Genomic DNA, 21,366 nt, shown 5'->3' with positions numbered 1-21,366 from the left:
TTCAATTTTAAAATCAGAAAACACATTTATTATTATATCACAATATTGATTTTGAAGTCAAGAACTTTTTTTAAAAACCAACTGACTTCAAATCAATTCGAAAGCGACTTTAATATAATAACAAAAAAAATTATCTTTGTCAATAACTTTTGTCTTTTTCACAAATTTTATTGTTGCTAATTTGCAGCGACGAATATCAGTATACTAACAAAAAAGACCTTTGTCAACATCCATTTTGAACTACTTCATCACTTTAATCCTAGTGGACCACCGATAATGAAAAGCACGCTCAACTTCCTTAAGGATTTTCTAAGCCATATTGCTGTTTAGTAGCCTAAAGTTCCACAAGATGATGTTGTATCTTGCATTTATGATTTCTGCTCAAAATAATATCGTTGATCATTATACAAACCTAGGCTATACAAGTTTTAAAAAACAGGACTAAGCTCCTTCAGATATAAGTACTGGTCCTTTGTCAACTGAATGTAAGTATATAAGTAAATCCTCCATTCATTAACTATTAACATTTTTTCCATCTATATAGTCGATTAAGTAGTGAGACATTCCCCACCTTTCACTATCACGTTTTAAGGGAGAAAAGTCTCCTCACCTAAAGATGTTGGACTACCCACCACTTAATTTATAGTAGATTTTAAAGCGGGGGCATCCAAAAAAGTTTAATTATCTAGGATCCTTATTCATAAAGCATATTATCCATTCGCCGCTAGAGTGTAACATTAATTAAGATGATCCTTTTATCGGTCTTTAATTAAATATTTTTTGTCGTATAGTATCGGTGATAAATCTTCTTTCCTTTTGATTCCTCCAATACAATATGTAAAAAGCCTTTATCCACTAAATATTCAAGAAGGGCAAAAATATCAATGGAATATAGCTTAAGTTCTTCTTCCTCAACAATATCTTGAATCGACCATTTTAATTTTTTGTCTAATACTTCAAGAAGATGTGAACTTCCGAGATCTGTCCTCATATGAATAAAAAATTCACTTGCTAAAAAGAGTAAGTCTAATCTCTTTTTTAACGGCTCCCCGCTATTAATAAGTTCTTCATAAACTTTATAAATTTCAGGTTCAATACTTTTTACTTGATCCCAAACAGTTACTTCCGGTTGAAATCCCTTTTCGATTAAAGATAGTCGGGCAAGATGATGAAGTGAGTGGATAACATGGTTATATGCATCGAATAAATGCTTTTGTTCATACAATTTCTTACCATCTGTATAACGTCTAATCAGTTTGGCAAATTCCAGACCTATCTTTAATTTTCTTTCATGGAAAGGGAAATCTTTTAAATCCTGGATTAATTGATGTACGAAATCATTTCGATCAAAGAGGATTTTTCCATTAAGCAGCCAGTCATATATCCTCCTGTTTGATCCGGCCATCAGCCATTCATTCAGTTTTTTATTATTAACCATATAAAGGGCAAGCTTTTTTTCTTCATAGTAATAATGTTTTAAATACAAATCCTTCTCTTCATCAGTAGAAATAATAAAAATAATCAAATCAAATGTATCTGTTGTTGCAAGTAATTGATCTGTATTTTCGATTAACAATACACCTAATGTAGAAGGTTGACTCGCTCTTTCCTGATATAGTGTTCGAACAAAATTATCCATAATAAATCCTCCAAAAATATAATCCTATGTTCATTTCGACAAAATCAATCAAAATCCTCCATATTTCCTAACTTTTTTTCCTTGTTCTTTACAATTTTATGAATTTCGATGTATAGGGCGGCTCATAGGCGGAATTTTTCTTGAAGAATGAAAGGTGGTTTCCGGATTATTCAAGTAAAAAAAGAACGTTCTTTTGCAAACTAATCGGACACTTACGGGCACTTATCGTCCTCCTTAACATCTTTGATTTCCTTTAAGTCACAGGAGGAAGATATAGTGGACGTTTGTCCGGAATAAAGCAAAATAACCCCACTGATTGCTATCAGACCCATTTACAAGCTTCTCCTCTCCCTGCTAACTTGCCCGTTGACTTGAATTTTGCGACGAGTTTTTTGATCTCGCAGTTAAGCGACGGACAGAGCAATCAATAATTTTTTAATAAAGTTGAGTCAACATAGAGAAAGCTTTAAGAAAATCGATCGACTAACCACCAGTGGAGATAAAGCCCCCCTGATTGAAGTTTCACTTTATTTTCTATTTTATTGCTAATATATGATATAGTTTATAGAGGGGGGGAATAATCACGATGAAGTATTCAAACAAAATTAATAAAATTCGGACATTTGCTTTAAGTTTAATATTTATTGGGTTTATTATTATGTACATAGGTCTACTTTTTAAAAATTCACCAATACTCATGATGCTTTTTATGTTTCTTGGATTTTTATCGATCATTGCCAGTTGTGTCGTTTATTTTATGATCGGGATGTTATCAACAAAAGCCGTACAGGTTGTTTGTCCCTCATGCAACAAAGTGACCAAAATGCTGGGACGTGTCGATATATGCATGTATTGCCGTGAACCGTTGACACTCGATCGCAAATTAGAGGGGAAAGAGTTCGATGAGACTTATAACAGAAAAAAAAATAAAGTTACTGAGCTTTAAATCTGCGTGATGGTTGTATTTTATCACAAGTACTTTTGCTGAAATCCGCTTGCCACTCTGGTTTATGAAAAAAGCTAATTGCTGGTGGGTCGGTTGACTGCTCTGGTTTATGAAAAGCTAATTGTTCGTTTGCCGTTGACTGCTAATGCTTGATCAAAATAGTTCTTTTGACGTGAATGTTGAATGGCTTCTATAGTTTAGCGGAAAATCTTGCTTTTGCTGGAGCATAGTTACTGATTTTGTTTTATGAAATCTTGGGGGCATAACTACTCATTAGTAAAGCCGTTGCAAAAAAATAATGCTTCCGAGCGATAATCGGGAGCATTGTTTTTCGTTTGTATCAGATTAATTAATGTGCCTCTTTTTTCGCACAATCCGGACATAATCCGTATACTTCCAGGCGATGATGACTTACTTTAAAACCGGTAACATGTGATGCAAATTGTTCTACTTCATCAAGACCCGGATATTGGAAATCAACAATTTTCCCACAACTTTCACATATTGCATGATAATGGTCATGAGTGGTAAAATCAAAACGGCTTGAAGAATCCCCGTAAGTTAGTTCTTTTACCAAACCCACATCCTTAAAAACACGCAAATTATTGTAAACTGTTGCGACACTCATATTTGGAAATTTACCTTCTAAAGCTTTGTATATTTCATCTGCAGTTGGATGAGCCATCGAATTAATCAAATATTCAAGTATCGCATGACGTTGTGGTGTTATGCGAACGCCAGACACTTTTAACGTATCTAATGCTTCTTTCAATTGATTGGGAGACACCGCCATGCACCTCTTTTCTATTAAGAAAAATTATTAAATAATAACTTCTATAATAATTGTAACCACTTAACCCCTGTTTTGTCAATTAATCCTTTATAACTCGGGTTTCTAAGCATTTTCTTCCTGATGCAAATGTTGCTCTTCCACTTGTAAAATGAAATTAATATATCGGGCGGCCACAAAGAGAAAATCCGAAAGCCGATTGAGGTAAGCAAGCGTAACCGGACTTAGATTCTCTATTCCGATTGAACATCTTTCAGCCCTGCGTACAATTGTCCGTGCAGAGTGAAGGGCTGCTCCGGCCGGATGACCTCCGGGTAAAATAAAATTTTTCAAAGCAGGAAGGTTTACATCAAGCTCATCAATATAAGTTTCTAAAGTTTTTACATGCTCTTCCTTAAGTTTCCAAACAACTTCTTTTCCTGCCGGTGTTGAAATTTCCGCTCCTACGTGAAAAAGTATCGTTTGAATCTCGTGGAATATCTTTAATATTCTCTCTTTTCCTTGAAATGATTCATTCCTTAAAAAACTAACGGCTAAGCCAATAAATGAATTGGCTTCATCACATGTTCCGTACGCCTCCACACGAGGATCATCTTTCGGAACTCGGGCTCCATATACTAATGATGTGGTTCCTTTATCACCAGATCTTGTATAAATTCTCATCGCTAATACCCCCTATTTAAATCGACCAAATTTATCCAGTTGTTTTCTTTATTTACATAGTTCCATAAATTTTTCACAAAAATTTCATAGGCTCGTGGTAAATACATATCCGATATGGCTGACAAATGTGGTGTAATCGTCACCTTATCCGATTTCCAAAATGGATGATCAGCCGGTAATGGTTCTTTTTCAAACACATCCAGGAAAGCATGGGCCAGTTGCCCTTCATCCAATGCTTCCATTAATGCATGCTCATCAACCGCATTTCCCCTGCCAATATTAATAAAAACCGCTTCTTTTTTCATTTTAAAAAATTGTTGTCTTGAAAAAATTTTATTTGTCGATACGGTATTGGGCAGAACAGAAATAACATAATCTGCTTCCGGTAAAATATGATTTAGTTGTTCTAGCGAATAGGTTGCATCAAAATCAGGGTTTTCCTTCCCGCTGCGATTGATTCCGATTGTGTGCATACCAAATGTTTTACCATAACGACTAATTTGTGATCCGATTGCTCCGGCACCGACAACAAGCATCGTTTTTCCATAAATTTCTTGAAGATGTACTTTCCTGTTCCAAACTTTTTCACTTTGTTGCTTTTTAAAAAGAGGGAGTTGTTTTGCATATTGTAATATGTAGCCAAAGACAAATTCTGCCATTGGGATTTTATGGATTCCCCGTGCATTTGTGACAATAATATGATTCTTTTTGATTGCGTCAAGCGGCAATTTTTCAATCCCTGCCGACATAACCATAATCCATCGTAAGTTTTTCATCTCATTAATTAATTTTTCATCCAGATCTTCACCATAAGTTACCAATATTTCAGCAGTATACCGATTTTCCCCAATTTCCTTCATTTTTTTTAGAAAAGTAAATTGAACGGTCGGAAATTGACTCTGAATTCGTTTTTCTAATGCTTCATTTCGTCCTACGGTTGCCACAACTTGCATTCCCATCTTCCTTTCAAAAACGTTTCTGTACGTTTATTAATATAATTATGTTAATTGTCGTAAAAATTTCACTTATCTATTATATCAAAAAGTATTACATAAAATAAAGTGCGCACATTGGCGTAAATCTCAGAATAAGCGTAAAGAAAACTCGGCGATTGCCGAGCTTTTGGCGAGAGCAGAGCCATAGTTGCACTTATGCGTTAGGAAAGTAGAAATTGGAAAATTTATACTTTCCTATTAGCTAAAAAACCGGCAAAATGCTTTAATGATTTTGCCGGCAGATTTTGAGTGAAATTCCATGAGGAGGTATGCCCTACTTTACTATATGCACTGACCGTATACTTGCATGGATGAATGCCTTGTTTACATAAAACAGGCTCATGACTAACTCCCTGCTCTCTACCGTTAGAAAAATTATGCCAAATTGTCTTTAATAAATTGCAATGCTTCTTCCACATGACCTTGCACTTTCACTTTTCGCCATTCCTTAACGAGAACGCCATCCTTATCAATAATAAATGTCGAACGTTCAATACCAAAGCCGACTTTCCCGAAAACATTTTTTTCTTTCCATACACCGAATTGTTCACTTAATTTATGATCTTCATCTGCTAATAACAAAAAGGGCAACCCATGTTTTTCAATAAATTTTTGGTGCTTTTCGAGCGGGTCGGCACTTACTCCCAAAATAACTGCATTTACATCTGCAAAATCTTGATGATAATCACGAAAATCACAAGCTTCTGTCGTACACCCCGGGGTCATATCTTTTGGATAAAAATATAGAACTACATGTTTACCGTGGAAATCAGATAATTTCACCTTATCGCCATTGCTTGCTAACAGTTCAAAATCAGGTACTTTTTCTCCAACTGCAATTGTCATCTTACGTCCCTCCATATTCACCTTCTAAGCATTAGATTAAAACAAACCCTTAAATAAAACAACTAAAACATCCTGTCTTTTCCTCTTTGACATTTTTCGGAACGGACAAGCGTATATTATAAGAAAAGCGGAGAGCGCCCGCTCAGCGACGTACAAACTGGAGCGCCCCGCAATAAGATATAGGAAACACGGCGAGGCACGAGCCGATGTTGACTTATCGTAGTGAAGCTACTCCTAGAGTGAACTTCATGAGTAATCTTCCTTGATATACTTCATGAAGCTTTGCGACGAGCTGAACATCCGCTTCCTCGAATAGGCTATGGCGCAGGAGCACATTAAAGGGGAGTTAGTTTCTCAGTCGCTGGCGCTCGGAGCTAGACAATAAAACTAATCCCAAGCTAATTACTTGTATTTTAAAACTTTCTTATTCTATAAAAAAGGGGCAGTTTCCCATTTATCCCACTTAACGACGAGACAAACTCCCACCTCACTCGAATTTTGCAGCGGGAGTCCTCGACTTACCGTTAAAATTGTGATATAACCAAATCTTTAATTAAGTTACGGATGTGGTCAAAATGCTTGGATATCTATTATTATTTGTTATTATATTTATAATCACGTCGAGTCTAAGAACTTTATTTGTTCCTACTGCTTTACAGGAGAAATATTTATCCTGGGAAAGTTTTATCTATTTAATTTTTATATTTTCGACCATTTTTCTTGGTTTTGGTCTTATTTATTTTATCTTTATTCAAAACGGTTTTACCATTTTGCTTGTAAACGGGAATGAAGTAAAAGATACGATAACTTCACTGCATACATGTTTTTACTTCAGTGGGCTTACTTTATTCTCAGTCGGCTATGGAGATGTTGTTCCGGTCGGTATAGGGAGGGGAATTGCGATTATTGAAGCATTGATTGGGTATACTGTTCCAGCTTCCTTTATCGTCAGAACGGTCGTCGATTTTAGGAAAGAACGGGGGTAATTGGTTAAATTCAAGTTCTGGATTACACACTTAATCTGCTTCCGGACATCCTTAGCTACTATTCAAGTTATCGATCCACTCACTTTTATTGTTGTAGACATCTTTTGCCAATAATTGGTAAAATTCAGGTCCGGATGCAGTTGTTTAAAAATATGTGTTTTGCCTATTGTTATTGACCCTCAAGTACACTACAATTTTTCAAGGATAGTAAACTTATGTGGATGCATCTCTCATATAAAGAATTCCACAATTTTTTAAGAATAGTAAACTTCTAATAAGAAGGGGTTATTTTCATGAAACTAGGTGCCCGCATTTTTAAAACGGGGTTGGCAGTCGTATTGGCTCTTATGCTTGGCGAACTATTCCATCTACCATCACCCGTTTTCGCAGCAATTTCTGCCGTTTTTGCCATCCAGCCATCCATTTACCGGTCGTACTTAACCATTCTGGAACAAGTACAAGGAAATGTCATAGGGGCGATTATCGCTATTGTATTTGTTTTGTTATTTGGAAATCATTTTTTAATCGTTGGGCTGGCAGCAATTATCCTTATTATTATCAATTTAAAATTAAAAATTGATACCGTATCATTATCGGTTGTAACCTTAATCGTTATTATGGAAACACCTCAAGATGAGTTTATTACTTTTGCGATTTTACGATTTGCAACCATCATGCTGGGAATTTTGTCAGCTTTTATCATTAACTTGATCTTTTTACCACCCAAATATGAAACAAAACTTTATACATCCATTTCCGATATAACGAATGATATTTTAAAATGGACACGGATTACAAACCATGATGCAGTTGACCATACCTTAATAAAAAAAGAACTCGAATTATTAAAAGAACAATTTATCCATGTTGAACAAATTTATTTATTCTATAAAGAAGAAAGGACTTTTTTGAAAAAGAACAAGCGGGGGAAAATACGGAAGGTCGTTATTTACCGGCAAATGATTACAACGGCTAAAAAGGCATTGGAAATTCTAAGAAAGTTGCACCACTATCAATATGATTTTTACCAGTTACCAAAAAATATTAGGGAGCAATTATTAAGTGTAATCTCCCATTTAAATAACAATCACGAACACCTATTACTCCGATATATTGGAAAAGCAGTTCAAGTTCATACGGAAGAAATGGAAGAATACGTGGCAAAGAGAAATGAGTTACTACATTTATTTGGTGACATGCAAAAAATCAGCTCCGAACAGTTGACAATGGACCATATGTTACAATTTATGGCTACCATTCTTGATTATAACGAGCAACTCGAAAAACTGGAAATCCTTATCAGCAGTTTGCAACAATATCATCGTGAAGAAATAGATGTTGATGTTTCATAAAAAGAAAACTTTTTAATGAAAAGTGCAAGGCGCCCGCTTAAGCGACATACGTCACTAAGTACGAGGCCTGTACTTTTCTTTTTTTCATTAAACAAAAAAGCTCTGCACCCGGTCTATACCTAATGATAGATGATTATACTGTCACTTGATTGATTTCCGGTACATCGTCTTTAAACAAATTGTATGCGCCATGCATGACCGGACCGACAAAATCGTTCAATTTCCAACCATGTCGGATAGCTGCAGCAACAAATTGTTTGGCTTTGAGTACAGCCGTAAATACCTCTTCACCTTTTGCCAAGTTTGCTGTTATCGCGGCAGCAAATGTACAGCCGGCACCATGGTTATACGTTGTATCAATTTTTTCCGTTTCTAAAAGGACAAACTCTTTTCCATCGTAGAACAGATCCACCGCTTTTTCATGATCCAAAGCTTTCCCGCCTTTAATAACAACATTTTTTGCACCGAGGGCATGAATTTTTTCAGCCGCTTTTTTCATATCAGCTACCGTTTTAATTGGACCTACTTTTGATAATTGCCAAGCTTCAAAAAGATTCGGTGTTGTAACAAGTGCTCTCGGTAAAAGAAGCTCTCGGGAAGCATCGACCGTTTCCGGTAAAAGGACTTCATCTTCACCTTTGCAAACCATAACCGGGTCGATGACAACATTTTTTAAACTGTATTGGTCGATATACTTTGCTCCAAGTTGAACGATTTCAACCGAACCGAGCATACCGGTTTTCATTGCATCCAAACCAACGGAAAAGGCACACTCCAATTGTTTATCAACGATATTCGCTTCAATTGGAAAAACATTATGTTTCCACCCTTCATTCGGGTCCATTGCTACGATTGATGTAAGGGCAGTCATGCCATATGTTCCGTGTTCTTGGAATGTTTTCAAGTCCGCTTGTATTCCTGCTCCGCCACTCGTATCAGATCCGGCAAGCGTTAATGTTTTTTTCAAACTCATTGCTGTTCCCTCCTAAATCAAATCTGGTAGTTTAAAAATTTCTATGTTTTTATCCCACTCTAAACAGGGTGTTAAAACTCCCTTGGTTAAACAAAAAGGATTGATGGAAATAGTATAACACTGTTTTTTATGTAAAATAAATAAAAATACTTATCGTTTTGAGGAAAAAAACATTATTTTGGCATAATCAAGGGGAGTTCGGTCATTCGTGATACTTGTTTTGAAAGGAGCATCTTCCTTGCGTCTTTTGTAATCTCTATTCTAAAATAAAAGTAAGCCAAGTAGTGAAGAGTGGAAATGTTTCATCATTTGCTTTCCTTTTGAAATATCGATCTTATGTTTTTACTAGTCAATTGAGTTTTAAAAGGAGGTATTTGAATGAATCCAAAAATTATTATTGACCTGAACAAATTTACGGATAATCTTGATTATATTGGCAAAAAAATGAAAGCAAAAGGTTTAACGTTAACTCATATAACCAAGGTATACGCCGCTGATCCGAATATTGTCAAGGTAGCGGACGAAAATAAATATGTTGATTATCTAGGCGATGCTCGAATTGAAAACATTAGAAATTATCCCCAAGTCAGCAAACCAAAAATTCTTATTCGCATTCCGATGCATAGTGAAATAGAGGATGTGATTCGCTATGCTGATATTAGTTTCAATTCCGAAATCAGTACGATCCGTTTTTTAAACAATGAAGCAAAAAGACAAAAGAAGATCCATAAAGTTGTCCTCATGGTTGATTTAGGCGATCTTCGCGAAGGCTATTTTGATGTGAAAGAATTACATAAAGCGGTTGCCGAAATACTGACCATGACAAATATTCAATTATTCGGGTTGGCTGTCAATTTAACCTGTTTTGGTGGCGTCATTCCTGATAAAGGTATTCTACAAAAACTTGTTGATTATAAAAATTCAATCGAGTCCTCATACGGCTTGTCACTGTCAATGATTTCCGGCGGCAACTCAAGCTCGCTTTATTTACTGGATAAAGATGGAATTCCTGAGGGCATTAATAATTTACGTTTGGGTGAAGCGATTGTCATTGGAAAGGAAACCGCTTTCGGACAATTTTATGACGAAATGCATCATGACGTATTTACCCTTTCAGCTGAATTGGTAGAAATAAAGGAAAAGCCTTCTGTACCCATTGGAAAGATCGGTATGGATGCATTTGGTCAAAAACCGGTATTTGTCGATAAGGGACAAATGCTCCGGGGAATCGTCGCAATCGGCAGACAGGACATTAATCATTTAGGTCTTATTCCAATCGACAAAAGAATTGAAATCGTAGGGGCAAGTTCCGATCACCTTATTTTGAACTTAACAAAATGTAAAAAGGATTACAAAGTTGGAGATTCCGTACGGTTCTATATGAATTACTCAGCTTTACTTAGAGCTTTTACAAGTAAATATGTAAATCGGACATACATTCAACAACAATACAACATGCGGAACTTCTTTTACAAAAAAGGAGACAGGCCAATTGTACTTTGTCACCATTAACAAGAATAGTGGGACTTTGTTCAACCTTTGGCAATTGAAATTATCATTGCACGATTGCTCTATCAATCTGCCAAAATACGACAACCTGTCTTCTTAATCAAATTGTTGGACCGTAAATAAATCATAATAATGACCTTTTTTTGCCATCAATTCATCGTGCGTTCCTTTCTCGACAATTTTTCCATGCTCGATAAGGACGATACAATCAGCATGGGTAATTGTCGACAATCGGTGGGCAACGATTAAAGTTGTCCGATCTCTCGCTAAATTATCCAATGCTTCTTGGATCAAGTGTTCACTTTCCAAGTCTAGTGCGGAAGTGGCTTCATCCAATACAATTATTGGCGGATTTTTCAAAAAAACTCGAGCGATCGCGATTCGCTGTTTTTGCCCACCAGATAATTTCACCCCCCTTTCCCCGACCTTTGTATCGAATCCTTGAGGTAAATTCATAATAAAATCGTAGGCATTGGCGAGTTTTGCAGCATGAATCACTTCCTCATCTGATGCATCCGGTTTCCCCAATAAAATATTTTCTTTTACCGTATCACTGAATAAAATGTTGTCCTGGAGAACCATTCCAATTTGATCCCGCAAGTCCTTCACTTTCAAATCACGAATATCCGTACCATCAAGTAAAATACTTCCTCCCGTTACATCATAAAATCGTGGAAGCAAACTGACTAAAGTTGATTTGCCACCCCCACTCATTCCAACAAAAGCAACCGTTTGTCCCTTTTTTATTTGTAAGTTAATATGTTCAAGAACGGGGCGCTCCGTTTCTTCATAGGCAAAAGAAACCGAGTCAAACTCAATATTTCCCTCCGTTTTCTTAATCGGTTTTGCATCTATCTTATCAACGATGTCATACTCTTCGTCCAGCAAATGAAAGACGCGATCCATTGATGCAATTGCTTGGGTTAATGTTGTCGATGAGTTGACGAGTCTTCGAAGTGGATTGTAGAGTCGGTCTATATAACCAATAAAGGCAACCATTGTACCAACCGTTAAATTCCCCAGAATGACTTCATAACTCGCAAAAGCAATTATCAAGAGCGGTGAAATATCCGTAATCGTATTGACAACAGCAAACGCTTTTGCATTCCAGCTTGTATGTTTTATCGCTCGATGTAAGAAATTGTTATTCGTTTTATAAAATCGTTTTTTCTCATGTTCTTCAATGGCAAAACTTTTAATAACGGAAACGCCTTGAACACGTTCATGCAAATATCCTTGAACTTCTGCTAAAGCTTGTGATCGTTCTCGAGTTAACTTCCTTAAATTCCCAAAGAAGTATTTGACGGAAAAACCATAAAACGGAAACATAAGTAAGGAGATTAGTGATAATTTTACATTCATTGTGAACATAATCGTTACCGTAATCACAATAGTGGCCAAGTCTATCCATACATTCATAAGACCGGTCACAACAAAATCCTTCGTTTGTTCGACATCATTTATTACCCTGGAAATAATTTCTCCGGTCTTCTTATTTGAATAATACTTTAATCCCAGTTTTTGCAAATGTACATATAATTTTTCACGAATATCAAATAACACTTTATTTGCAGTCCATTGAGCAAAGTATTGGCGATAATATTCTACCGGTGGACGTAAAAAAATAAAAATAAGGGCCATTAGTCCCATTGCTATCCCTAATTGGGAAAATTTTTCCTGTTTCGATAACGCTTCATTAACAATGACATCATCAATCAAATATTTCGATAGTAGTGGAATTAGTAATGGTATGGCGAATTTAATCACACCGATAAACAGTGTAGCAATGATTTGAACTCGATACGGTTTCACGAATTGCATGTACCGTTTGATACTCCCCATTTTTTTCTCTCCCTAAAAAATCATTCCACGTTATTCCAAACTAAACGAAAATGACTAAGATTGCTTCTTTCAAAACGAATCCGAAATAACCATTTATTGATTCGGTTCTTGTATCTTCAGTATTTCAAAAATTCATTTTTCACCACTTGATCAACATGGCGTGAAGAAACGATATCCTTTAATTGTATTGACAAAAAAATTCACGGACCTTTTTTTACCAACAGAATTCTTATTAAAAATTTCTATATGTTAAAAATCGTTCATACCATTGATCAACAAAATCCGGTGCAAACGGTCCCTTTTTTTGACGAATCCAATCAATTAATTTCTCCATATTTGCTTTCAAAATTTTATCGATAACATCCGGGTATCCCATTAATTTTCGGTGTTCTTCATATTCATCTTCATCAAGTAAAACATAAGTCATATCCGGAAATACTTTTATATCTAAGTCATAATCGATATATTTTAATGCTTCATCATCGAACACAAATGGTGAACTTAAATTACAATAATAGTGAATTCCGTCTTCTCGAAGCATGCCTAAAATATTAAACCAATATTGGGAATGGTAATAACAAATCGCCGGTTCTCTCGTGATCCAAGTTCGTCCATCTGATTCTGTTACCATTGTTCGATCATTTCCCCCAATGACGACTGTGTTTGTTCCTTTTAACACCGTTGTTTCTTCCCATATGCGATGAATATGTCCATTATGTTTATAACTATGTATTTGGATTGTTTCTCCTTCCATGGGAACTCCCATTTTTAATCCCTACTTTCTACATCCCGCTCAAGTTTTCTATCTGACAATAAAATAATTGTTTCCAATTTATATTCGTTATTTTTATATTATAACGTTTCAACCAAATTTTTAAAACCGGGATATAAAGAAAACTCGGCGATTGCCGAGACTTTAGGCGAGAGCAGAGCCGCAAGAGCACTTATGCGTTAGGAAAGTAGAAATTAAAAAATTTCTACTTTCCTATTAGCCAAAAAAGGTGCTCCGATAATGAAGCACCTTTTGGAACTTATAAGGGGTTGGTTCTTTATGGTTCACCCTAGATGTATATGTGATGTATATGTTATGAATTTTTATTTTTTTTAGCCTCTGCTTGTTGATTTTGACGACGTACTTCTTGTGCATTCGTTTCACTAGCAAACTCAGTACCAAATTGACCTTGTCCACCTTGTGCAGATTGAGCATTTTGTTGTCTTACTTTTTGTACATTCGTTTCACTAGCAAACTCGGTACCGAATTGGCTTTGTCCGCCTTGTGCAGATTGAAAATTTGTACCAGCTTGTGTTTTATTGTTTTTTGCCATCTGTTATCACCTCCACGTTCTTAACATATCCAAGTGGAGGGATAAGTATCCAAAGATTTTGTGGAAATTTTTGGTATCACCAATTAATTGACGATTTCACTTTTCAAATAACCAAAAGTTTATTTTTCCGGCATTTCTATTCCTATAGAACGCATTGAAAAATACGGTAATGTTTTGTTCATGAAACATCCATGGCAAAAAAACATTCAAACTAACAGTGATCTTCCACCGTCAACGATCAACGTTTGCCCACGAATCATGGATGATTGATCGGATATGAAAAACATAATTGCATTGACCATATCATCCATCTCCACCATTCTTCCGGCCGGCGTGTTTTTTCTGGCATCTTCCAGCAATTTCTCTCGATTTGGGAAATGTTGAAGTGCTTCTGTATCTATCGCACCCCCGGAAACGGCATTCACAACAATATTTTTCGGTGCCAATTCAACAGCCAAATAACGGGTTAATGCTTCGAGGGCTGCTTTTGAAACACCAACAAGTGTGTAGTTTTCCAAATAACGGATGGAACCAATCGAACTAATACTGACTATTTTGCCGCCACCGTTCCGTTCCATTAATTTTGCCGCTTCTTGTGCACAAAACAGCAGTGCCTTACTATTTATATTCATTGTCCAGTTCCAATGAGTTTCTTCAATCTCCATTACCGGACGTAAAACACCGGAAGCTGCATTATTAATAAGGACATCCAGACGGCCAAATGTTTCATCAATCGTTTGAAACATTGCTTTGATTTTATCTACATCCCCTACATGGGCTCTGACAACAAGCGCTTTTCTCCCCATTTGTTCAATTTCTTTAGCCGTTTCCTCTGCAGCTGATTTACTGCGAACATAGTTAATGACAATATCATAACCTTCTTCTGCCAAGCGAAGAGCTGTTTTTTTGCCGATCCCGCGGCTGGCCCCGGTTACTAATGCTACTTTGTTCGACATATACTCATTCCTTTCTAAAGTAAATATTGTGGGACATTACATATGGACGCATACTTATATAGCGATCTTCTTTTTATACTCTTTCCACATCTTTTGATACGGAACCGGAAACGGATATTCATCTACTTCCTCAAAAGCCACAACTTTCATATTTTGTGGCAACTCCCCCTTTACCAAGCCGACAAATGCATGAATCTTCCATGTTAAATGGGAGAACACATGCTCAACAACACATAATGGTTCCAATAAATCCACATTTGCCCCATACTTGTCCAACCATTCATTTTCAAAATCGATAATCATATTTTTCTTTCCGCTAATAACTTCTTCGTTTGGAAATTCCCAAAGACTTGCCAACAATCCTTCATCAGGGCGTTTACGAATAACGACTTTTCCTCTTTCATCCAGCAAAATTGCTGCAATATACTGAACGGTCCTTCCCTTTTTCTGTTTGCTTTTTACCGGAAGCCTCGTTTCTGTACCGTGTTGAAAGGCACGGCAATGGTCACGAACCGGACATAACAAACAGTCCGGTGAAGTCGGTTTACAAATCAATGCACCGAGTTCCATCAACCCTTGATTGAAACTGGACGGATCTTCACGGGAAATGATCTCTTCCACTAATTCTTCAAAAAGCTTTCTTGTCCTTACCTTTATAATATCATCCTCAATTTCAAAAATCCGGGATAATACCCGCATCACATTGCCGTCAACAGCCGGAATCGGTTTGTTATAAGCAATACTTAAAACGGCTCCGGTCGTGTAAGGTCCGACCCCTTTTAACTTACTGAACGTTTTTTTCTCATCAGGGACAACCCCGCCGTATTGAGTTTGCACCTCCTTTACCGCTGCTTGTAGATTTTTCACACGTGAGTAATAGCCTAATCCTTCCCACGTCTTCAACAGCTCTTGTTCATCCGCATTAGCTAATGCTTCGATATTCGGATATTTCTCAATAAAGCGGTAAAAGTAAGGGATCACCGTATCGACCCGGGTTTGCTGTAACATGACCTCTGAAACCCAAATCTTATAAGGGTCCTTATCTGCACGCCACGGAAGGTTCCGCTTTTCCTCTTGGAACCATTCAATTAAAGATTTTTGAAATTCCTCTATGTTAAAATTTTTTAAAAGTACGGATACTCTTTCATTCACAGCTTGTCCTCCACATGATAAAATCTGATTAAGAGTTGGTTAAAATAAAATTTGTATATAATGCGTTCTTTGAATTATGCTAAAAATAATCATATCATTTTTAATAAAATTAAGCAGAGTTTATTATTCGCACAAAATTTATTTGATATGGTACATATATTAATCGTATGCTTGTCATCTAAAGAGTTATCATACTGGAGGTATTTTTGTGGATACTGGTACACATTTTGTCATGGGTATTGCCCTTGGTGGATTGGCCACCATTGATCCGGTTGTATTCAATCATCCTGATACCTATCAATCCGTTTTGATCGCAACGATTGTCGGTTCACAAATTCCGGATATTGATACAGTATTAAAATTACGTAATAATGCGATATATATCCGAAATCATCGCGGTATTACTCATTCAATTCCCGCAGTTGTTTTGTGGCCGTTCATCATAGCCTTACTATTGTATTTATTTTATCCTGAAGTTAATCTGCTGCATGTTTGGTTATGGACTTTTCTTGCTGTTTTCTTGCATGTATTTGTTGATATTTTCAATGCCTATGGGACCCAAGCTTTACGTCCGTTTTCCTCCAAATGGGTTGCACTCGGTTGGATTAACACGTTCGATCCGTTTATTTTCGGCATTCATGCACTCGGTATCGTATTCTGGATATTCGGAAATGATCCAAGGGTAATCTTTTCTACTATGTACATTGTCTTGATTGGCTATTATTTGTACCGGTACTCTATAAGGAAAACATTAGTATCTGTAATTAAAAAACGAATTCCCGATACAGAACAAGTCATCTTAAGTCCAACGATGAAATTTTTTCAATGGCGTATTGCCGTTATTACCAAAAACAAATTTTATGTTGCCTACGCTTATCAAAGCAGTTTTACAATCGTTGATGAATTTGAGCGAATTCCTTTACCGGATACACCGGTTATGAATACAGCTATTAAAGATACTAATGTCGCCGCCTTCCTTTCTTTTTCACCGGTTTATCGCTGGGAAATAGAAGAAGGAATCCGTTATATTGAAGTTCGCTTTATCGATTTACGCTATCGCAGTAAAGATCATTACCCGTTTTTTGCTGTTGTTAAGATGGATCATAATATGAACATTCTAACTTCATATACCGGTTGGATTTATAGCAAAGAAAAAATTCGCAAAAAGCTGGAAATCCTTCCCCAATAATTCCCTGAAAAATTGTCGTAAACGAAATCTTTTTTTAGCCATACTATTAGTGCGTATTATTTGCGCACTATTTTTTTCTGTTTAGTTTAACGTGATTTGTCAAAAACTCTATACCATTATATGTAAATTTACTGTTTCCGACAACTGGTACGGTAAATAGCATCCTTATAGGAGGAATAACGATGGTGCGTAACAAGGAAAGAGGGTTCCCCAATCAAAAGGACCAAAAATTGGAAGGAATGCCCCGTGCACAAGCAAGATTTGCCTCATTAAGGGCAGACGGGACGATCAATACAAGACCACAGGAACGGATGCACGCCTCAAATCAAAGAGAAAGAGACGATTCATAGCTCTTGAAAACGGAAACGGGAGTCCAGGAAGTGCGGGCTCCCTCCAGTTAATCTTCATGCTCATCTTTTACTCCACTATGCTGCTTCTATATAAATCAGCCCGTCCAGTAAGTTTAGTACATTTTTTTACTTTTTCCAAAAGCGAAATCGGAATTCCTTCTTCTTTTCCTTCACCATTCAGACGATTTCCCCAAGCAAAGAAACCTTTCAAATATTTTATTCGGAAGTAAGTATCCGGTTCATTACGCAGTCGATAGATTTCACCCTTTTTAAAATCTTCCGGGTTCAGTAAATAACACTCAGCCATCAAAGCTTTCCTTTCAAGCACGGCAAATTCATTTATAATACCGAGCTGCTCTGCTTTCCTTGCCTGCTCCCTTAAATGTGCAATTTCTTGTTTCAATTCAATTTCCGACATTTCACTATACCTTTTTTTAGTCATTGAAAACACCTTCCACATCATTTTTTGTCTTTTTTTCTGTAAACGTGCTAATACATTCTTTATTCATGATTATTTATGTCAATTCCATCAAGAAATTTTTCAATATCAGCAAGTTGGAATCCTTTACGATAAAGAAATTGCTTAACTTTCATAATCCTTTTTTCAGGTGGTACTAGTCGATATTTTTTCAACGCTTTCTCACCTTGAATTTGAATCGTTTCTTCATCACGGTGATCGGGAACATTTTCCAATGCAAGTGAAACGGCTTTCTGAATCGTTACCTGTTCAAACCCTTTCCGGACTAAAAAAATACGCAAATGACTGCTCAACTGCTTAGTGGAAACTGTTTTATTTTTCAATATTTGTTTTTCACAAAGCTTAACTGCTTTTTCCAGTTTTTCTTCATTCGTAAAAAGCGCCAATGATTCATCAATGATACTCGGATGGATTCCTTTTTTCCGCAGACCTTCTTTAATAACATTCGGACCTTTATCCGAGGTATTGATTTGTGTTTTTACAAAAGCAAGTGCAAATTCCCGATCATCTAAATATTTTTGATTCAAAAGGCGCCCAATCACTTCTTGAATTACATTTTCCTCATAACCTTTTTCCTGTAAATGTTCTTTAACTTCTTTTATCGATCTCATGCGGAATGATAAGTAATGAACAGCTTGAATGTACGCCTTTTGTATTTCCTCATTATAAAAAATTTCCGCAAGTTGTTGTTCATCCAATTCTTTCCCTTTTCGTAAATCATATTTTATTAAAATATCCTCACTGACACTAAAGGCGTATTGACCATCTTTTCCATCGTCAAAAAACACATTATAGCGATCCGTATTTCTTTTCTGAACGGTAATCTTTTTTATGATTGGCAGGATGAACACCTCCATTCATGTTTCTTTAGCACAAATGTATCATAAAATAGAAAATTTGTATGCAATTTCGCTCGTCTACGTATGCTTTGCCGGGGAATGGAAAAACTAAAAATATAGTGTGTACACGAAAACACGGAGGTGTAAAAGCGATGGCTAATCCAAAGAAAAACCGGGGAGAAGAAAAGAAACAGTTGAAAAAAGCACAGGAAATTATTTATGGTCGCGATTTTAAACGAGCTGACAGAGCTGCCCGGGAATAATAACAGACTTGCTAACACTTACCTGTCATATTCGCGAGTTACTTGGCTAATCTAAAAGATGAAGATCATTTATCTTCAAAACTCCTGACGAAAGGGGTCTCAACATGGGACGAGCTCGTGGACAAAGAACTCGCGACAAAAATAAAGCAAACTTACCTCAAGTTCCGAAAAATATGAAGTCAGATGGTCTTGATATCGAGTATGCACAGGAATTGGCGGACTTGCAAGACCGAGAAGCTATTGCGCGATCCAATGCAGCCGACAGTCGGGTAAAAGCGCGAGGAAAAAGAAAATAAATTGACTCGTGAGCCAACTTTTCGTTTTTCAAAAATTATCTATTGCTAAACAATCATAAATAGATTTTTTAGGAACTCTTCTTCATCTGAAGGGTTCCCTTTCTTTTGCTCCTATTACATCTCACCCTTCCTGCGATAAATTTTAACGCGATTAAGAAAGTGCAAGGCGCCCGCTTAGCGTCGTACATCTTGGCCGGCTTAAATCGCACCCTCCTGTTGCAATGCCGGCCCCACTTTACCTTTTGTCATAAAAAAACTTAACACATGATCCGTTAGTAAAAACGGCGACTGCCAAGCCTTTAGGCGAAGGCAGAGCCGTAGTCAGCGAAAAAACATTTTCGCTTGCGAGGTAATGCTACCGAAGCCTCTCTAGTTGTAGCATTTTGCACTTATACTTATACTAAAATTTCCAACAACGTACAATCTTTCCTGGAAATTTATACTTTCTGGTGTAAAAAAGTAGCCAGGTTTTGTGGCTACTTGAAAGGAAATCTTGGTTAAACAGCTTCTTCTTCTTTCTTATACCCGTCTTCCCAAAAATCAGCATTCTTCACACCAAGTTTTGTTGAATTATATTCCGGGTCAAGACCTTGCTTTTTCTGTTCTTCATAATCTTTTAATGCCTGAATGGCCGGTTTGTAAAGGAATACTAAGCCGATTAAGTTAGTCCAAACCATGAAGCCGAGACCAATGTCACCCAATGTCCAAGCCAGTGTTGAAGTCCTGACCGTACCATAGAAAGTTGCCGCAATCATAGCTATTTTTAAAATCATCATCGGAATTTTTAAATTACGGCCTTTAAATAAGTAAACAACATTCGATTCAGCAATATAGTAATAAGCCATAATAGTTGTAAAGGCAAAAAAGAACAGAGCTATTGCAACAAACGGTGAGCCGAAACCAGGTAATTGACTGTCAACGGCCATTTGTGTATAAGCTGTCCCTACTTCTACACTATCACCGATATTATTGACAATAAGCGTTGACTGGTCAGATTCATATACATTATAGGAACCAGTAAATAAAATCATAAATGCAGTTGCGGAACATACGAGCAATGTGTCAATATAAATCGAAAACGCTTGAACCAATCCCTGTTTTGCAGGATGAGATACTTCAGCGGCACTGGCAGCATGCGGTCCGGTTCCTTGTCCTGCCTCATTCGAATAAATTCCGCGCTTTACTCCCCACGCGATGGCACTTCCTAAAATACCGCCAAACAATTGATCAGCACCAAATGCACTAGTAAAAATCAATTTAAAAACGCCCGGAACAGCTTCAATATTCATAAAAATGATTACGAGCGCAACAAGAATATAACCAAGAGCCATAAATGGAACAACCAATTGGGCAACATTGGCAATCCGTTTAACTCCCCCAATAATGATAACACCTAATAAAACTGCTAAAAAGATCCCCGTAATCCACGGACTAATCGAAAATGCATTATCAAACCCGGCAGAGATGGCATTTGATTGAACCCCCGGCATAAGAACAGCCATTGCTAGCAAACCGGCAACCCCAAAAATCATTCCTGCCCAACGACGATTCAAACCTTTTTCAATATAATAAGCAGGACCGCCGCGATACTCACCATCGACTTTTTCTTTATAAATTTGGCCGAGCGTAGATTCTACATATGCAGTCGCAGCTCCGAAAAAAGCGATTAACCACATCCAAAAAACAGCACCGGGACCACCATAAGCAATTGCCGTTGCTACCCCTGCAATATTCCCCGTACCGACACGACCGGATAAAGCTAAAGATAATGCCTGAAATGAGGAAATTCCGGATTTTGAACTTTTTCCTCTAAACATTTGTTTGATCATGTCCCCAATTAATCGTACTTGGGCAAATTTCGTCATTAATGTAAAAATAACCCCAGCTGCAATACAGAACACAATCATTGGTGTACTCCAGAGCCAGCTATATAACGTATTAATAAAATCAGCCATTGCACTACCCCCTTGTTTTTAT

General features: G+C 36.8%; 22 protein-coding genes. 8 read left to right on the top strand and 14 right to left on the bottom strand.

What is annotated here, in order from left to right:
* Window positions 1-769 precede the first annotated feature (769 nt).
* Complete coding sequence (locus BT1A1_RS04955) at window positions 770-1,639, bottom strand: nucleotidyltransferase-like protein (protein WP_034768696.1); 870 nt, start codon at window positions 1,637-1,639, stop codon at window positions 770-772.
* A 580-nt stretch (window positions 1,640-2,219) separates the two neighbouring features.
* Between BT1A1_RS04955 and BT1A1_RS04950 the strand changes: the two genes are divergently transcribed.
* The gene (locus tag BT1A1_RS04950; RefSeq protein ID WP_034768695.1) at window positions 2,220-2,585 is read left to right on the top strand and encodes a YgzB family protein; all 366 of its coding nucleotides are present in this window, start codon (window positions 2,220-2,222) and stop codon (window positions 2,583-2,585) included.
* A 349-nt stretch (window positions 2,586-2,934) separates the two neighbouring features.
* Here BT1A1_RS04950 and perR read toward each other — a convergent pair whose 3' ends face one another.
* The 4 genes from perR to bcp form a co-directional block, all read right to left on the bottom strand.
* Window positions 2,935-3,378 (bottom strand): peroxide-responsive transcriptional repressor PerR, encoded by a 444-nt coding sequence (perR, locus tag BT1A1_RS04945; protein WP_034768694.1) that lies wholly within the window; start codon window positions 3,376-3,378, stop codon window positions 2,935-2,937.
* 102 nt (window positions 3,379-3,480) lie between these two features.
* Window positions 3,481-4,038: a cob(I)yrinic acid a,c-diamide adenosyltransferase gene (locus BT1A1_RS04940; RefSeq protein WP_034768693.1), complete on the bottom strand. Its 558-nt coding sequence runs from the start codon at window positions 4,036-4,038 to the stop codon at window positions 3,481-3,483.
* Window positions 4,039-4,040: 2 nt separating this feature from the next.
* On the bottom strand, window positions 4,041-4,991 hold the full coding sequence (locus BT1A1_RS04935) for a D-2-hydroxyacid dehydrogenase (protein ID WP_034768692.1): 951 nt from the start codon (window positions 4,989-4,991) through the stop codon (window positions 4,041-4,043).
* A gap of 417 nt (window positions 4,992-5,408) precedes the next feature.
* Window positions 5,409-5,879 (bottom strand): thioredoxin-dependent thiol peroxidase, encoded by a 471-nt coding sequence (gene bcp, locus BT1A1_RS04930; protein ID WP_034768691.1) that lies wholly within the window; start codon window positions 5,877-5,879, stop codon window positions 5,409-5,411.
* 575 nt (window positions 5,880-6,454) lie between these two features.
* Between bcp and BT1A1_RS04925 the strand changes: the two genes are divergently transcribed.
* Window positions 6,455-6,865 (top strand): ion channel, encoded by a 411-nt coding sequence (locus BT1A1_RS04925; protein WP_034768690.1) that lies wholly within the window; start codon window positions 6,455-6,457, stop codon window positions 6,863-6,865.
* Between the two features lie 293 nt (window positions 6,866-7,158).
* Complete coding sequence (locus BT1A1_RS04920) at window positions 7,159-8,217, top strand: FUSC family protein (RefSeq protein ID WP_034768688.1); 1,059 nt, start codon at window positions 7,159-7,161, stop codon at window positions 8,215-8,217.
* Between the two features lie 133 nt (window positions 8,218-8,350).
* Here the strand turns inward: BT1A1_RS04920 and pdxK are convergent, their stop codons facing one another.
* On the bottom strand, window positions 8,351-9,190 hold the full coding sequence (pdxK, locus tag BT1A1_RS04915) for a pyridoxine/pyridoxal/pyridoxamine kinase (RefSeq protein ID WP_034768686.1): 840 nt from the start codon (window positions 9,188-9,190) through the stop codon (window positions 8,351-8,353).
* 378 nt (window positions 9,191-9,568) lie between these two features.
* Between pdxK and orr the strand changes: the two genes are divergently transcribed.
* On the top strand, window positions 9,569-10,702 hold the full coding sequence (gene orr / locus BT1A1_RS04910; RefSeq protein WP_072012642.1) for an ornithine racemase Orr: 1,134 nt from the start codon (window positions 9,569-9,571) through the stop codon (window positions 10,700-10,702).
* Between the two features lie 93 nt (window positions 10,703-10,795).
* On the opposite strand, the gene BT1A1_RS04905 is transcribed toward orr, so the two are convergent.
* From BT1A1_RS04905 to mutY, 5 genes are all read right to left on the bottom strand, one after another.
* On the bottom strand, window positions 10,796-12,541 hold the full coding sequence (locus tag BT1A1_RS04905; RefSeq protein ID WP_034768684.1) for an ABC transporter ATP-binding protein: 1,746 nt from the start codon (window positions 12,539-12,541) through the stop codon (window positions 10,796-10,798).
* Window positions 12,542-12,773: 232 nt separating this feature from the next.
* Window positions 12,774-13,307 (bottom strand): nucleoside tri-diphosphate phosphatase, encoded by a 534-nt coding sequence (locus tag BT1A1_RS04900; RefSeq protein WP_034768682.1) that lies wholly within the window; start codon window positions 13,305-13,307, stop codon window positions 12,774-12,776.
* A gap of 319 nt (window positions 13,308-13,626) precedes the next feature.
* A complete protein-coding gene (locus BT1A1_RS04895) occupies window positions 13,627-13,866 on the bottom strand; it encodes a gamma-type small acid-soluble spore protein (RefSeq protein ID WP_034768680.1) in 240 nt (79 codons plus the stop codon).
* A 206-nt stretch (window positions 13,867-14,072) separates the two neighbouring features.
* Window positions 14,073-14,822, bottom strand: coding sequence for an enoyl-[acyl-carrier-protein] reductase FabL (gene fabL / locus BT1A1_RS04890; RefSeq protein WP_034768678.1), 750 nt, complete (start codon window positions 14,820-14,822; stop codon window positions 14,073-14,075).
* Window positions 14,823-14,876: 54 nt separating this feature from the next.
* Window positions 14,877-15,974: an A/G-specific adenine glycosylase gene (gene mutY, locus BT1A1_RS04885; RefSeq protein ID WP_034768676.1), complete on the bottom strand. Its 1,098-nt coding sequence runs from the start codon at window positions 15,972-15,974 to the stop codon at window positions 14,877-14,879.
* Between the two features lie 208 nt (window positions 15,975-16,182).
* On the opposite strand from mutY, the gene BT1A1_RS04880 reads away from it, so the two are divergent.
* Both BT1A1_RS04880 and BT1A1_RS04875 read left to right on the top strand, forming a co-directional pair.
* Window positions 16,183-17,163: a metal-dependent hydrolase gene (locus BT1A1_RS04880; RefSeq protein ID WP_034768674.1), complete on the top strand. Its 981-nt coding sequence runs from the start codon at window positions 16,183-16,185 to the stop codon at window positions 17,161-17,163.
* Between the two features lie 185 nt (window positions 17,164-17,348).
* The gene (locus tag BT1A1_RS04875; protein WP_034768730.1) at window positions 17,349-17,513 is read left to right on the top strand and encodes a small, acid-soluble spore protein K; all 165 of its coding nucleotides are present in this window, start codon (window positions 17,349-17,351) and stop codon (window positions 17,511-17,513) included.
* A gap of 67 nt (window positions 17,514-17,580) precedes the next feature.
* Here the strand turns inward: BT1A1_RS04875 and BT1A1_RS04870 are convergent, their stop codons facing one another.
* Window positions 17,581-17,955 (bottom strand): YfhH family protein, encoded by a 375-nt coding sequence (locus BT1A1_RS04870; RefSeq protein ID WP_051989009.1) that lies wholly within the window; start codon window positions 17,953-17,955, stop codon window positions 17,581-17,583.
* A gap of 59 nt (window positions 17,956-18,014) precedes the next feature.
* On the bottom strand, window positions 18,015-18,848 hold the full coding sequence (gene recX / locus BT1A1_RS04865) for a recombination regulator RecX (protein ID WP_051989008.1): 834 nt from the start codon (window positions 18,846-18,848) through the stop codon (window positions 18,015-18,017).
* A gap of 134 nt (window positions 18,849-18,982) precedes the next feature.
* On the opposite strand from recX, the gene BT1A1_RS18575 reads away from it, so the two are divergent.
* Together BT1A1_RS18575 and BT1A1_RS04860 are read left to right on the top strand one after the other, a co-directional pair.
* Entirely contained in the window at window positions 18,983-19,093 is a 111-nt protein-coding gene (locus BT1A1_RS18575) for a YfhE family protein (RefSeq protein ID WP_072012641.1), read from the top strand.
* Between the two features lie 104 nt (window positions 19,094-19,197).
* Window positions 19,198-19,389, top strand: coding sequence for a YfhD family protein (locus BT1A1_RS04860; RefSeq protein WP_034768673.1), 192 nt, complete (start codon window positions 19,198-19,200; stop codon window positions 19,387-19,389).
* Between the two features lie 497 nt (window positions 19,390-19,886).
* On the opposite strand, the gene BT1A1_RS04855 is transcribed toward BT1A1_RS04860, so the two are convergent.
* Window positions 19,887-21,344, bottom strand: coding sequence for an alanine/glycine:cation symporter family protein (locus BT1A1_RS04855; protein WP_034768671.1), 1,458 nt, complete (start codon window positions 21,342-21,344; stop codon window positions 19,887-19,889).
* Between the last annotated feature and the right edge of the window lie 22 nt (window positions 21,345-21,366).

This window comes from Caldibacillus thermoamylovorans, from assembly GCF_000751775.1.
Taxonomy (GTDB): Bacteria; Bacillota; Bacilli; order Bacillales; family Caldibacillaceae; genus Caldifermentibacillus; species Caldifermentibacillus hisashii.
Note: the sequence above shows the minus strand (reverse complement) of the source record. Positions and strands in the feature narration are given on the sequence as shown.